Source organism: Stenotrophomonas sp. EMP41, assembly GCF_047495535.1.
Classification (GTDB): Bacteria; Pseudomonadota; Gammaproteobacteria; order Xanthomonadales; family Xanthomonadaceae; genus Stenotrophomonas; species Stenotrophomonas sepilia.
In genome coordinates this window covers 4,022,234-4,036,546 of the sequence record NZ_CP179923.1, presented here as the reverse complement: position 1 = coordinate 4,036,546, position 14,313 = coordinate 4,022,234, and the positions used below count along the sequence as shown (strand labels likewise).

At 66.2% G+C, this 14,313-nt stretch carries 11 protein-coding genes; 8 read left to right on the top strand and 3 right to left on the bottom strand.

Translation table 11 applies throughout. The features are described from left to right. Positions 1 to 131: 131 nt before the first annotated feature. Positions 132 to 1,463, bottom strand: a complete 1,332-nt coding sequence (gene dnaA, locus ACMGRF_RS18475; protein ID WP_049417185.1) for a chromosomal replication initiator protein DnaA — start codon at positions 1,461 to 1,463, stop codon at positions 132 to 134. A gap of 255 nt (positions 1,464 to 1,718) precedes the next feature. Here dnaA and rpmH point away from each other — a divergent pair, with 255 nt between their 5' ends. The 6 genes from rpmH to ACMGRF_RS18445 all read left to right on the top strand — a co-directional run bounded on the left by rpmH (position 1,719) and on the right by ACMGRF_RS18445 (position 9,456). Beyond that, positions 1,719 to 1,859 carry a 50S ribosomal protein L34 gene (rpmH, locus tag ACMGRF_RS18470; protein WP_005411729.1) on the top strand — a complete coding sequence of 47 codons (141 nt, stop codon included), beginning with the start codon at positions 1,719 to 1,721 and terminating at the stop codon, positions 1,857 to 1,859. Between the two features lie 5 nt (positions 1,860 to 1,864). After that, positions 1,865 to 2,359: a ribonuclease P protein component gene (rnpA, locus tag ACMGRF_RS18465; protein WP_065427425.1), complete on the top strand. Its 495-nt coding sequence runs from the start codon at positions 1,865 to 1,867 to the stop codon at positions 2,357 to 2,359. Then, the gene (gene yidC / locus ACMGRF_RS18460; protein ID WP_049417140.1) at positions 2,359 to 4,074 is read left to right on the top strand and encodes a membrane protein insertase YidC; all 1,716 of its coding nucleotides are present in this window, start codon (positions 2,359 to 2,361) and stop codon (positions 4,072 to 4,074) included. Before rnpA ends, yidC begins: the two co-directional genes overlap by 1 nt. A gap of 115 nt (positions 4,075 to 4,189) precedes the next feature. Continuing rightward, positions 4,190 to 6,859: a polysaccharide deacetylase family protein gene (locus tag ACMGRF_RS18455; protein ID WP_099485999.1), complete on the top strand. Its 2,670-nt coding sequence runs from the start codon at positions 4,190 to 4,192 to the stop codon at positions 6,857 to 6,859. A 3-nt stretch (positions 6,860 to 6,862) separates the two neighbouring features. Continuing rightward, positions 6,863 to 8,212, top strand: coding sequence for a tRNA uridine-5-carboxymethylaminomethyl(34) synthesis GTPase MnmE (gene mnmE / locus ACMGRF_RS18450; protein ID WP_049417143.1), 1,350 nt, complete (start codon positions 6,863 to 6,865; stop codon positions 8,210 to 8,212). Between the two features lie 137 nt (positions 8,213 to 8,349). Next, entirely contained in the window at positions 8,350 to 9,456 is a 1,107-nt protein-coding gene (locus ACMGRF_RS18445) for a glycerophosphodiester phosphodiesterase (RefSeq protein WP_414485462.1), read from the top strand. A gap of 67 nt (positions 9,457 to 9,523) precedes the next feature. Here ACMGRF_RS18445 and ACMGRF_RS18440 read toward each other — a convergent pair whose 3' ends face one another. Further along, a complete protein-coding gene (locus ACMGRF_RS18440; RefSeq protein WP_049417149.1) occupies positions 9,524 to 10,294 on the bottom strand; it encodes a rhomboid family intramembrane serine protease in 771 nt (256 codons plus the stop codon). A gap of 106 nt (positions 10,295 to 10,400) precedes the next feature. Next, complete coding sequence (locus tag ACMGRF_RS18435) at positions 10,401 to 11,363, bottom strand: TerC family protein (RefSeq protein ID WP_049417151.1); 963 nt, start codon at positions 11,361 to 11,363, stop codon at positions 10,401 to 10,403. A 347-nt stretch (positions 11,364 to 11,710) separates the two neighbouring features. On the opposite strand from ACMGRF_RS18435, the gene ACMGRF_RS18430 reads away from it, so the two are divergent. After that, positions 11,711 to 12,880: a class I SAM-dependent rRNA methyltransferase gene (locus ACMGRF_RS18430; protein ID WP_049417152.1), complete on the top strand. Its 1,170-nt coding sequence runs from the start codon at positions 11,711 to 11,713 to the stop codon at positions 12,878 to 12,880. Between the two features lie 103 nt (positions 12,881 to 12,983). Further along, positions 12,984 to 14,225, top strand: coding sequence for a dipeptidase (locus tag ACMGRF_RS18425; RefSeq protein ID WP_134709598.1), 1,242 nt, complete (start codon positions 12,984 to 12,986; stop codon positions 14,223 to 14,225). The last annotated feature ends 88 nt before the right edge of the window (positions 14,226 to 14,313 follow it).

Genomic DNA, 14,313 nt, shown 5'->3' with positions numbered 1-14,313 from the left:
CCCAAGGGGTGGGGAAAGCTGTGGATAAATTCGACGGGATTTCAGACGCCATTTTTATCCACAACGTGTCCCGCGCTTGCTACCGGATTCTGCACCGTTTTGTGCGATGACGCCTCATCGGCATCCGTGCATCATTCGCTCAGCTTCCGGATCAGCTTGTCCCAGTCCTCGCGGAGCTTGCCGTCGGTTTCCATCAGGGTCCGGATCTGGCGGCAGGCATGCAGCACCGTGGTGTGATCGCGACCGGCAAAGGCGTCGCCGATCTCGGGCAGGCTGTGCTCGGTCAGTTCCTTGGTCAGCGCCATGGCGACCTGGCGGGGGCGGGCGAGCGAGCGGGTCCGACGCTTCGACAGCAGATCCTTGATCTGCAGGCCGTAGTAGTCGGCAACGGTTTTCTGGATGTTGGGAATGCTGATCGCCTGCTGCTGGGCGCGCAGCAGGTCGCGCAGGGTTTCCTGGGCGAATTCGGTGGTGATCGCGCGGCCGGTGAAGTTGGCGCGGGCGGTCAGGGTATTGAGCGCGCCCTCGAGGTCGCGCACGTTGGAGCGCATCTTCTTGGCGATCAGGAACGCAACATCATCGGGAATCTCGGCACCGCGTTCGCGCGCCTTGGCCAGCACGATCGCGGCGCGGGTCTCGAAGTCCGGCGGTTCGATCGCGACCGACAGGCCCCAGGCAAGCCGCGACTTCAGGCGCGCTTCCAGGCCTTCGACCTCGCGCGGATAGCGGTCGCAGGTCAGGATGATCTGCTGCTTGCCATCGAACAACGCGTTGAAGGTGTGGAAGAACTCTTCCTGCGTGCGGTCCTTGCCGGCGAAGAACTGGATGTCATCGATCAGCAGCGCGTCCACCTGCTGGAACTGGCGCTTGAACTGATCCATGGTCTTTTCCTGCAGGGCCCGGATCATGGCGCTGAAGAACTGTTCCGAACGCAGGTACAGCACCTTCGCGCCTGGATTGGCCTGGCGCATCGCGTTGCCGGCGGCGAACATCAGGTGGGTCTTGCCCAGGCCGGTGCCTCCGTACAGCAGCAGCGGATTGTGGGCCCGGTCGCCCGGCTTCTGCGCTGCCTGGAAGGCAGCGGCCAGGCCCAGCTGGTTGCTGCGCCCTTCGACGAAGTTGGCGAAGGTGTAGTGATTGTCCAGATTGCCGGCAAACGGCACCTGCGGTTCGCTGGACACAGGCGCCGACGACGTGGAAACCGGCGCGTTCTGCGCCTCCACGGGGCGCGGGCGCGAGCCGATTTCAAGAAAAACGTCGCTGAACCCGGCGAAGTGCGCCAGCAGTTCGCGGATCCGGGCCAGGTACAGCTCGCGGACCTGATCGACGATGAAGGCATTGGGTGCATACAGCACCAGGCTGTCCACGCGCAGATCGGCCTGCAGCGGCTTCAACCAGGTATGAACGTCTTCCGGCGGGAACTCCGCTTCGAGGCGCTCGAGACTACGGGACCAGGCATCCATCAGCAATAATCGTCCGGTGGCCGGGGCATGGACGCGACAAGGCGCCCAGACACAGGCCGGAAAGGGGGGAAATGGATGGCTCAGACTACCACCGAGCGCCCGCCTTCGGAATGCTTGTCCCCTACTTATTCACAAAAACATCCACAGCTATTGCACAGCCCGGTGAATTCGCGTAGTCCCCAGGGGTTGACGTGAGGGGGGAGACCTCTCTAGAATTTCCGGTTCTTTCCGTCCCATTCATACGAGAGGCCCCCAATGGCCACGAAGCGCACCTACCAGCCCAGCAACCTCAAGCGTAAGCGCGACCACGGCTTCCGTGCCCGTATGAAGACCGCTGACGGCCGCAAGATCCTGTCGCGTCGCCGCGCCAAGGGCCGCAAAGTCCTGAGCGCCTGATTGCCATGCCGCACCCCGCGGCAGACGCAATCCCTTCGACAGTGAATACTGCAGACCCGCGCAAGCGATTCCCTCGCTCTGCGCGGGTTCGCACGCGTGCCGAATACTCAACGGTCTTCAACGGCGCCCGCCGTGTGTCCGATCCGCTGATGACCCTGCACTGGCTGCCGGCTGACCGGCCGGCCAGGCTGGGTCTGGCGGTTTCCCGCAAGGTCGATCCGAACGCCGTCGGGCGTAACCGGATCAAGCGCGTCCTGCGCGACATCCTGCGTCAGACACGTACCGATATCCAGCCAGGCGACTTCGTCGTCGTGGCCCGTAGTGCTGCGCGTTCCGCCAGCAACGACGAGATCCGCCAGGCCTTCCTGCGCCTGCTGCGTCGCCTGCGTGCATTGCCCGCGCCGGGCGTGGACGGCACAATGCCGCCGCCTGATGGCATCGCAACTTCTTCTTTGACCGAGCCGGCATCGCGTCCCGGCCCCGCCGAGCCTGTCCGCTGATGAACCAGACCCGCGTATTCCTCATTTTTGCCTGGCTGATGGTGGCCGTGCTGCTGTGGATGGAGTGGAGCCGTGAAAAGGCTGCTCCGACCCCGCCACCGACGACCACGTCGGCCCCGGCTGCCGCACAGAGTGTTCCGGGCGCTGCCTCGGGCAGCATTCCCAGTGCACAGGTCCCGGGCGCTCCGGGCCAGGCCGCTGTGCAGGCGCAGGCCAGTGCCACCCCGGCCAGCCAGCGCGTGACCGTCACCACCGACGTGCTGCGCCTGGTGCTCGATGGTGGCCGCGTGCTCGACGCCGAGCTGCTGCAGTTCCCGCAGACCAAGGACGAAGGCAGCCCGCCGGTTCGCCTGCTGACCGAAGACCCCGCGCATCCGTACAGCGCGATCAGTGGCTGGGCCAGCGAAGACAAGAACACCCCGGTTCCCGGCGCCGACGGCTTCAAGCTGGTCGGTGACACCAAGGACTTCGTGCTGGCCAAGGGCCAGAACGAGCTGCAGATCCCGTTCGTGTGGACCGCCGACAACGGCGTGACCATCAAGCGCACCCTGACCGTCTCGCGCAACGAGTACGCCGTGCGCTTCAAGGACGAGGTCAGCAATGCCGGCACCGCACCGTGGAACGGTTACGTCTACCGCACCCTGGACCGTACCCCGACCATCCTGTCGCGGAGCATGACCAACCCGGACTCCTTCAGCTTCAACGGCGCCACCTGGTACGACAACGACAAGAAGTACCAGCGCCGTGCGTTCAAGGACTACCTGGAAGACGGCACGCTCAACCAGAACATCACCGGCGGCTGGCTGGCGATGCTGCAGCACCACTTCTTCACCGCCTGGATCCCGCAGAAGGACCAGACCGCACACTACGTACTGTCGCAGGTGGCCGGTCGCGACCTGATCGAAGCGCGTGGCCCGGCCTTCACCGTGGCCCCGGGCCAGTCCACCAGCACCGAGGCCCGGCTGTGGGTCGGCCCGAAGCTGGTCAACCTGATTGCCAAGGAAGACGTGCCGGGCCTGGACCGCGTGGTCGACTACAGCCGCTTCTCGATGATGGCGGTGATCGGCCAGGGCCTGTTCTGGGTGCTGAACCAGGTGCACAAGCTGGTCGGCAACTGGGGCTGGGCGATCGTCGGCCTGGTGGTGCTGCTGAAGCTGGTGCTGTACCCGCTGTCGGCGACCCAGTACAAGAGCGGTGCCAAGATGCGTCGCTTCCAGCCGCGCATCGCGCAGCTGAAGGAACGCTATGGCGATGACCGCCAGAAGTTCCAGACCGCGATGATGGAGCTGTACAAGAAGGAAAAGATCAATCCGATGGGCGGCTGCCTGCCGATCCTCATCCAGATGCCGATCTTCTTCGCCCTGTACTGGGTGCTGGTGGAATCGGTCGAACTGCGCCAGGCGCCCTGGTTCGGCTGGATCCAGGACCTCACTGCACGCGACCCGTACTTCATCCTGCCGGTGATCAACGTGGCAGTGATGTGGTTCACCCAGAAGCTGACCCCGGCACCGGGCATGGACCCGATGCAGCAGAAGATGATGCAGTTCATGCCGCTGGTGTTCGGCGTCATGATGGCCTTCATGCCGTCCGGCCTGGTCCTGTACTGGGTGGTCAACGGCGGCCTGGGCCTGCTGCAGCAGTGGTGGATGACCAAGCGCCACGGCGGCGAGCCGGTCCCGGCCACCACCGCTCCGGCCCCGGTCAAGAAGAAGTAATCGGTAGAGCCGGCCGCTGGCCGGCCGACCCCAGCAGAAGCCCGCCGCAAGGCGGGCTTTTCGCATGCGGCGTTAGAATCGCCTGCACACCGTTCCTCCCATCTTCGAGTCCGCCATGCGTGCGTCGTCGTTCCGCCTGTTCCTGCCTTCGCTGTTGTTGACCCTGGTTGTTGCCGGCTGCGGTGACAAGGACGCGAAGGCGCCGGCGACCACCGTCACCCAGGCGAGCGCGCAGGCTGCGGCTGCCGCCGATCCTGCCGCTGCGCCGTTGCTGGCAGCGCTGCAGAAGCAGCTCGATGGCTACCGCCGGATCATCGTGCTGCTGGCCGACGAGGAGCAGCAGTCGACCGCCGACCGCGGCACCTCCACGCGTGTGGGACAGCAGCTGTTCCACGATGGCCTGGAACAGCGCACGATCATCGCCGCGCAGTTCGACACCCTGCTGCGCGGTTCCAGCCCGCAGCGCTTTGCCACCCTCGGCACGGTGCTGGACTACATCGAGTCTGCGCCCGAACTGTTCGACGCCGATCGCCTGGCCTTCCGTGAAGTGCTGCGTGACCTGCATGAGCGGGTCGGCACCGATTCCTCGCTGCCGGCGGTGAAGCTGCACCAGCGCATCGGTGAGGATCTGGAAGCACTCGATGAGATCGAGCGCAACTACAACCAGGAACTGACCCGCATCTTCAGCCGCTTCGAGCGCACACGCGCCATCGAACTGAAGCGCGAGAAGTGGGACGACTACATCGCCCACCTGCACAGGGACTACAGCCGTGAAGCGATCCTGCGCGACTACGGGGTGATCGAGCCGTATCCGATGTCGATGAAGGACAGCGACCGTGAGATCTTTGGCCGCGACCTGCCGGCCAAGACGGTGGTGTTGACCTTCGACGATGGCCCGCACAAGGCCTACACCGATGAAGTGGTGGCCATCCTCAAGCGCTACGACGTGCCGGGCGTGTTCTTCGAAGTGGGCCGCAACCTCGGCAAGGTCGAGGCCGATGGCAAGGTCAGCCTCGGCCCGATGGCGAAGATCAGCCGCAACCTGATGGAACAGGGCTATGCGGTGGGCAACCACAGCCTGACACACGCCCAGCTCTCACGGACCACCGGCGATGCGCTGCGCCAGCAGGTGCTGGACACCGACACGCTGCTGAAGGATGTCGACAGCAAGCGCGCGCCGCTGTTCCGCTTCCCGTATGGTGCGCGCAATGCCGAAGGCCTGCAGCTGCTCAACGAGGCCGGGCTGAAGTCGATCATGTGGAACATCGACTCGATGGACTGGGCCGACCCGGTACCGGAATCGATCGTGCAGCGCGTGCTCGACCAGGTGAACAAGGAGCAGCGCGGCATCATCCTGTTCCATGACATCCATGATCGTGCAGTCAAGGCGCTGCCGCAGATCCTCGACCGGCTGATCGCCGAGGGTTACCAGTTCGCCGGCTGGAACGGCCGCGACTTCACCGTGGCCCGTGCGCGCAAGGGTGATGCCGGTGCCGCCACCGTCACCACCGGCTACGAGAAGTCGTGGGCGATCGTGGTCGGCATCGACAACTACGCCAAGTGGCCGAAGCTGGAATACGCCAGCCATGACGCGCAGGCGGTGGCCGATACCCTCACCGGGCAGTTCGGCTTCCCGTCCTCGCAGGTGATCGTGCTGAAGAACGAGCAGGCCACGCGCAACAACATCCTCGCGGCCTTCCACGATCGCCTGGCTGACGATCGCACCGGAAAGAACGACCGCGTGTTCGTATTCTTCGCTGGCCACGGCGCGACCCGTCAGCTCGCCTCCGGGCGCGACCTCGGCTACATCATCCCGGTCGATTCGGATCCGAAGGAATTCGCCACCGACGCGATTGCGATGACCGACATCCAGAACATTGCCGAAAGCATGCAGGCCAAGCATGTGATGTTCGTGATGGATGCCTGCTACAGCGGCCTGGGCCTGACCCGTGGCGGCCCGTCGTCATCGTCGTTCCTGCGCGAGAACGCGCGCCGCAGCGCGCGGCAGATGCTGACCGCCGGTGGTGCCGACCAGCAGGTGGCCGATGCCGGCCCGAATGGCCACTCGGTATTCACCTGGGTGCTGCTGCAGGCGCTGGCCGGGAAGGGGGATCTCAACGGCGATGGCCTGATCACCGGTACCGAGCTGGCCGCCTACGTGGCGCCGGCCGTATCGGCGGTCTCGCACCAGACCCCGGCCTTCGGCAGCCTGCCCGGTTCGCAGGGCGGGGAGTTCGTGTTCCAGGTCCCGGACAGCCAGGAATTCCTCAACGCTGATACGCGCCAGCTGACCGCCGATGCGATCGCGCTGAACAACAAGGTGGATGCCGCCAGCGAGGCCAAGGGCAGCCAGGCACCGGTGACGGTGGCTGACCTGCAGGGCGGCAAGGCCCAGCTGGTGGTGCCTTCCGCCGGGCCGGCGTCCGACCGCCAGCGCGCGCAGCAGGCCAATGACCGCGGCCTGCAGCTGTACCGCGAGAAGCAGTACGACGAGGCAGCCGCGCAGTTCACCGAAGCGCTGAAGCTGCGTCCTGACTTTGCCCAAGCGGCGAACAACCTCGGCTTTGTCTACTACCGCCAGCAACGCTATGCCGAAGCCGCGCGCTGGCTGGAGAACACGCTGAAGATCGACCCCTCGCGCGCCGTGGCCTATCTGAACCTGGGCGATGCCTACTTCAACGCGGGCGACAAGGCCAAGGCGAAGCAGGCCTATACCACCTACCTGGCGCTGCAGCCGCAGGGCAGTGGTGCCGCGCAGGCACGCGCGCAGCTGGAGAAGCTCTGAGCCATGAACGACGCGATCCGCACCGACACCATCGTGGCCATTGCCAGTGCGCCGGGCGCCGGCGGTGTCGGCCTGCTGCGCCTGTCCGGCCCGCGCGCCGCGGCGATCGCCCGCGCGCTGGGCGCGCCCGCGCTGCGGCCGCGCCATGCGCACTATGCGCGCCTGCGCGACGCCGATGGCGAAGTCATCGACGATGGCATCGTGCTGTGGTTCCCGGCGCCGAACAGCTTCACAGGCGAAGAGGTGGTGGAACTGCAGGGGCACGGCAGCCCGGTGCTGCTGCAGCAACTGGTCGCGCGCTGCATTGCACTCGGTGCGCGCCAGGCGCGGCCGGGTGAGTTCAGCGAACGCGCGTTCCTCAACGGCAAACTCGACCTGGCCCAGGCCGAAGCCATCGCCGACCTGATCGCGGCCGGTGACAACCGTGCCGCGCGCGCGGCACGCCGCTCGCTGGATGGCGTGTTCTCGCGGCGCATCGACGCGGTGGTGGAACAACTGGTGCTGCTGCGCATCCACGTGGAAGCGGCCATCGACTTCGCCGACGAACCGCTGGATACCCTTGGCGGTGCGCAGGTGCGGCGTGGGCTGGAGCAGGCGCGCAGTGATCTGGCCCTGCTGCGCCGCGACGCCGAACGCGGTCGTCGCCTGCGCGATGGCCTGCACGCGGTACTGATCGGGCCGCCCAATGCGGGCAAGAGTTCACTGCTGAACGCACTGGCCGGCAGCGAACGCGCCATCGTCACCGACATCGCCGGCACCACCCGCGATACCCTGCGCGAGACCATCCGCCTGGATGGCCTGGAGCTGACCCTGGTCGACACCGCCGGCCTGCGCGACGGTGGCGACGCCATCGAACGCGAAGGCATGCGCCGCGCGCACGTGGAAATCGAGCGCACCGACCTGGCGCTGATCGTGCTCGACGCGCGCGATCCGGCGGCCGGGCAGGCGGCGTTGGGTGATGCCGTGGCAGCGGTGCCGCACAAGATCTACATCCACAACAAGTCGGACCTGCTCGGTGTGCTGCCGGCGCTGGACGAGCCGGACCGCGTGTTCGTTTCGGCAGCCACCGGCGCCGGGCTGGACGACCTGCATGCGCGCCTGCGTTCGATTGCCTCGGCCGGGGCAGGGGAGCAGGTGGACGGCGAGTTCTCCGCGCGCACGCGCCATGTGGATGCGATCGAGCGAGCGCAGGAACACGCGCAGCGCGCCGATGGCGAGCTGGCGCTTGAGCACCTGGAACTGGCCGCCGAGGAATTGCGGCTGGCCCATGACGCACTGGGCGAGATCACCGGGCAGATGAGTGCCGATGATCTGCTGGGAAGGATCTTCTCGAGCTTCTGCATCGGCAAGTAACTGTAGAGCCGAGCACGTGCTCGGCTGTCCTACCGGTCAGCCGAGCATGGGCTCGGCTCCACAGGTGCAGGCTTCCCCCACCTGTCACATTGCCGCCGCATACTGACGGCCATCACATACCGCTTGGGGAAGTCGCAGTGAAGTCGTGGGGTTGTGCGTTGCTGTTGTCGCTGGCCGTGGCACCATCGGTGGCCATGAGTGCTGAATCCTCCACCCCGGCCGCACCCAAGGCGTCGGTCTACGGCCATCGCGGGGCAAGCGCGCTGCTGCCCGAGCACACCCTGGCGTCGTACGCGCAGGCGATCGCCGATGGCGCCGACTACATCGAACCGGACCTGGTGATGACCAGGGACGGGGGGATGGTGGCACGGCACGAGAACGAGATCGGCGGCACCACCGACGTCGCCTCGCATCCAGAGTTCGCCAGCCGCCGCACGACCAAGGTGATCGACGGTCAGAAGGTCGACGGCTGGTTCACCGAAGACTTCACCCTGGCCGAGCTGAAGACCCTGTATGCGCGCGAGCGCCTGCCGGAGCTGCGCAGTACCGCCTACGACGGCCAGTTCCGCATCGCCAGCCTGGACGAGATCCTGGCCTTCCTGGTCCAGCAGGCCGGACGTGCCAACCGCGGCATCGGCCTGGTGCCGGAGATCAAGCACCCGACCTACTTCCAGTCCATCGGCCTGCCGATGGAAGACAAGCTGCTGGCCGCACTGCGTGGCAACGCGTACACCAATGTCGGGCCGGTCACGATCCAGTCGTTCGAGACCGCCAACCTGCGCTACCTGCGCGGCAGGATCGGCCGGGGCAGCAACATCCGGCTGCTGCAGCTGCTGTGGAAGGGCGATACCCAGCCGGCCGACATCGCCCAGGCCGGCGGCGCGCTGACCTATGCGCAGATGATGACCCCGGCCGGCCTGAAGGACATCGCCAGTTATGCCGACGGCATCGGCCCGGAACTGCGCTCGATCATTCCGCTGGATGCCAAGGGCGCGTTGGGCACGCCGACCTCGCTGGTACGTGATGCGCGTGCCGCCGGGTTGATGGTGATTCCGTACACCTTCCGTCCGGAAAACCACTTCCAGCCCAGCAACCTGCGCCAGGGCGCCGACAGCGCGCGCAATGCCGAGGGATCGATCGCCGAGATGCGGGCTTACCTGGCGACGGGTATCGATGCGTTCTTCACCGATGACCCGGCGCTGGGCCGGCAGGCGGTGGATGGGATGGGCGCGGCGGGGAACTGACCGTCCCGGTAGTGCCGGCCGCTGGCCGGCATCCGGGTACCGGCCAGCGGCCGGCACTACCGTCACCTCAACCGCGCGGTTCGTCCGGGCGGCGGAACGGGATCACCACGTAGTCCTGGCCCTCGCGAGGCTGCCACAGCACCGGTACGCGCTGCGGTGACGGCGGCTCCAGTTCCTCGTTGGACAGCGGCTCGGCCTCGTCTTCTTCGTCTTCCCAGCTGTAACGCTGGCGCGGTGGCAGTGGGTCGGCGTTGCGGAACAGCAGCGCGGCGATGATGCCGGCGAAGGCGCCGCCCATGTGCGACTGCCAGGACACACCATCGGCGTGCGGCAGGATGGTCATCAGCATGCCGCCGTAGAACAGCATGCCGATCAGGCCGGTGGCAATCGCCGCACGGTCGCGGCGCAGCAGGCCGAGGCTGGCCAGCAGGAACATCAGGCCATGGGTGACGCCACTGGCGCCCAGGTGCACGCTACCCGGATTGCCCAGCATCCACGCGCCGAGGCCCGAACCCAGCCACAGCAGGGGCAGCGCGCGTACGGTGGCTTTCGGATACACGCTGCCGGCGAGCGTGCCGAGGATCAGGATCGCGATGCTGTTGGCGGCGATATGCTCGACCGAGGCATGCAGCATCGGGCCGCCGATCAGGCCGAGCAGGCCCTTGGCTTCCAGCGGCGCGACCGCCCACGGTCGCCAGTCGAAGGTGCCCTGCAGGGCGAACACGGCCACCAGCACCAGCACGGCGGCCAGGCTGACATTGAACGCCCGCAGGATGCGCGAGCGATCATTGCGGGGGGCCGGCACGTCGCCGGCGGGCAGGGGCGCGTTGTTGTCCATACCTCAGCAATGGCGGTGACTGGCGCGAAACCAAGGCCACCGCAACGGGAGAGTGGAGGCGGCCGGCGGGACAATCCCACCGGCCACGCCGTTCAACGGGTCAGGCTCAGGCCTGGCCTTCGCCTTCCTTCGGCGGGTACTTCAGGCTCAGCACCACGGTGGCGGCGATGATCACCGCGACCACGCCCAGCGAGACCGGGGTCGGGATCTTGAACAGGTCGATGATCATCATCTTGATGCCGATGAAGCCCAACACCAGTGCCAGTCCGTACGGCAGCAGGTGGAAGCGGTCGGCCATGCCGGCCAGCAGGAAGAACATCGCGCGCAGGCCCAGCACCGCGAACACGTTGGAGGTGAGCACGATGAACGGGTCGGTGGTGATCGCGAAGATCGCCGGGATGCTGTCCACGGCGAAGATCACGTCGGTGACCGCAATCAGGATCAGCACCGCGAACAGCGGGGTGAACCAGCGCACGCCATCACGCTTCACGCTCAGCGCATTGCCTTCATAGCCCGGCAGCAGGCGCAGGTGCTTGCGCATCCAGCGCAGGGCCGGATTGGTCTCCAGGTCCGGTTCCTGGCCGGCGGCGAACCACATCTTCCAACCGGTGAACAGCAGGAAGGCGCCGAACACGTAGAGCAGCCAATGGAACTGGCTGATCAGCACGCTGCCAGCGAAGATCATGATCGTACGCAGCACGATCGCACCCAGGATGCCGATGATCAGCACCTTCTGGCGCTGTTCCTCCGGCACCGCGAAGTAGCTCATGATCATCAGGAAGACAAAGATGTTGTCGACCGCCAGGGCCTTTTCGACCAGGTAGCCGGTCAGGAACTCGAGGCCGACCTTGTTGGCCACGACCTGGCCGGCGGTCTCATTCAGGTAGTACCAGAGGCCGGCGTTGAACAGCAGGGCCAGCGCGACCCAGCCGATGGACCACCACAAGGCCTCCTTGAAGGTGACCTTGTGCGGTCCACCATGGCGCATCAACACGAGGTCGACCAGCAGGGCGATGACCACCACCGCTGCGAAGCCGCCCCACAACCACACGTTACCGATCGTCTGCATTGGGAATGTCCGTTGGAAAGATGAATGCCAGGCCGGACGGCGAGGATCTGCAACGGAGGATCGGGAGGGGGATCCAGGGACAGAGCTTCGCCAGTACGGCGAAGGTCTCGCTCGCAGTTCCAGTCGGCTGGAACTGCCGTTGCACCGGAGCCTGCGGGCTCGAAATGACGGCGACAACGTCTGGGAGCTACTCCCCTTCTGGGGCCGATTCTGCCGCCTGGCCGGGCCGCCGTCAAATGGGGAGGCCAGGGGTCGGATCCCCAAAGGGGCTCCGACCCCATCGTCGCCACGCTGGGGTCAGAGCCCCTGCGGGGAACTGACCCCGGCGCCCGGTTTACAATGGGTGGATGAATACCCCCCTTCCGATTGTCCGCCTCAAGAATGCGTGGCGCTCCAGCCACCCGTGGATCTTCCAGAAACTGGTCGAGAAGCCGACCGTCCGGCCCAAGCCCGGTTCCATCGTCGACGTGGTCGGCATCGATGGCGAGTTCATTGGCCGCGGGTTCTACAACGGGCACTCGCGCATTGCCGTGCGCATCCTTGAAACCGACCAGAACGTACCGGTGGATGCCGGCTGGTTCTCGCGCAAGATCGCCCAGGCAGTGTCGCTGCGCCGTGAGGTGCTGAAGCTCGACGCGGTGTCCGACGCCTGGCGTGTCGTGCACAGCGAAGGTGACGGCCTGTCCGGCCTGGTGGTGGACCGCTACGGCGACCTGGTGGTGGTCGAGTTCTTCGCCGCCGGCATGTTCCGCCACCGCGAATGGATCTACGATGCGCTGCGCGAGCAGTTCCCCGGCTGCCGTTTCCACAGCTTCGCCGACGAGCACGTGCAGAAGCAGGAAAGCTTCGACTTCCACGGCAACACCACCACCGAAGCGTCGGTGATCACCGAGTACGGCATCAAGTTCCGCGCCGACCCGGCCGGTGCGCACAAGACCGGTTTCTTCGCCGACCAGCGCGAGAACCGTGAGTGGCTGAGCCAGCAGGTGGAAGGCAAGAGCGTGCTCGACCTGTGCTGCAACACCGGCGGTTTTGCCGTGTACGCAGCGGCGCGTGGTGCTTCCGAAGTGATCGGCATCGACATCGACGAGGACGTGATCCAGATCGCCAAGGGCAATTCGCGCCTGAACAACGTGCGCCCGAAGTTCATCCAGTCCGACATCTTCCCGTGGCTGCGCGACGCCGCCAACCGCGGTGAGCAGTACGACGTGGTGATCCTGGACCCGGCGAAGATGACCCGCGACCGCGACCAGGTCATCACCGCGCTGAAGAAGTACCTGGACATGAACAAGCTGGCGCTGGGCGTGGTCAAGCCGGGCGGCCTGTTCGCCACCTTCTCGTGCACCGGCCTGGTGGCCGAGGACCAGTTCCTCGACATGCTGCGCCGCGCGGCCTATTTCTCCGGTCGCACGATCCAGATCCTGAAGGTTGCTGGTGCGGGTCCGGACCATCCGTTCATGGCCCACGTGCAGGAATCGCGTTACCTGAAGGCCGTGTTCTGCCGCGTGGTGGACTGACCGCGTCACTGCCGATCTCTGTAGAGCCGAGCCCACGCTCGGCTCTACAAAAAGGCCGGGCGCAGCGCTATGGTCGGGCTCTTCCCATTGCCGGTGAGAGCCCATGCCCTCGTTGCGTCGCTTGTCCGTCGTGCTCGCCCTGGCGCTGTGCGCGCCGCTGTCCGTCCACGCCATCGAGTTCAGCGCGCAGGAGCTGGCCCGTGCCAAGGCGCTGCAGCAGCGCCTGGTCACTCTCGACAGCCACCTCGATACGCCGGCCAACTTCGGCCGCAGCGGCTTCGACATCGAACAGCGCCACGACCGCAACGCACTCTCGCAGGTGGATTACCCGCGCATGGTCGAAGGCGCGCTGGACGGCGGCTTCTGGGCGATCTACACCGACCAGGGCGACCGCAGCGCCGCAGCGCATCTGGCCGAGCGTGACCATGGCCTGCAGCGGTTGCTGGAAATCCGCGAGATGCTGGCGGCCAATCCCGAGCGTTTCGCGCTGGCATTGACCGCCGATGACGCGGCGCGGATCAAGGCCGCCGGCAAGCGCGTGGTCTACATCAGCATGGAAAACGCCAGCCCGCTGGTGGCCGACCCCAGCCTGCTCTCGTTCTATCACCGCGCAGGCCTGCGCCTGCTCAGCACCGTGCACTTCGCCAACAACGAGTTCGCCGATTCGGCCACCGACCCCAAGGGGGCCGAGTGGAAGGGCCTGAGCCCGGCCGGCAAGGACCTGGTGCGGCAGGCGGTGAAGCTGGGCATCGTGATCGACCAGTCGCACGCCTCGGACGCGGTGTTCGACGACCTGCTGGCGATGATGCCGGTGCCGTTCGTGCTGTCACACAGCTCGGCCAAGGCGGTCTACGACCATCCGCGCAATCTTGATGACGCGCGGCTGCGCAGGCTGGCCAAGGCCGGCGGCGTGATCCAGGTGAACGCCTATGGCGGCTACCTGATCGACACCGCAAAGACGCCAGAGCGCAAACAGGCCGAGGAAGCGCTGAGCAAGCAGCTGGGCGGCTGGGAAGGCATGGGCATCGAACAGGGCGTTGCCCTGCTGAAGGCCGAACAGGCGCTGGACCATGAGCATCCGGTGCGCCACGCCAGCCTGGACGACTTCTTCGCCCACTTCGAGCACATCCTCACGGTGGTCGGCCCCGAGCACGTGGGCATCGGCCTGGACTGGGATGGCGGTGGCGGACTGAGTGACCTGCCCGATGTCAGCCAGCTGCCAAAGATCACCGCGTGGCTGCTGCGCAAGGGCTATACCGAGAAGCAGATTGCCGGCATCTGGGGCGGCAACCTGCTGCGGGTGATGCGCCAGGCGCAGGATTACGCCGCAAAGCAGGGCGGTTGAAACGCCCTGCGGCAGTGCCAGCCACTGGCCGGCATTGCCCTATCAACAGGAAGCGGGTTGCCGGCCAGCGGCCGGCACTACCGGTGAT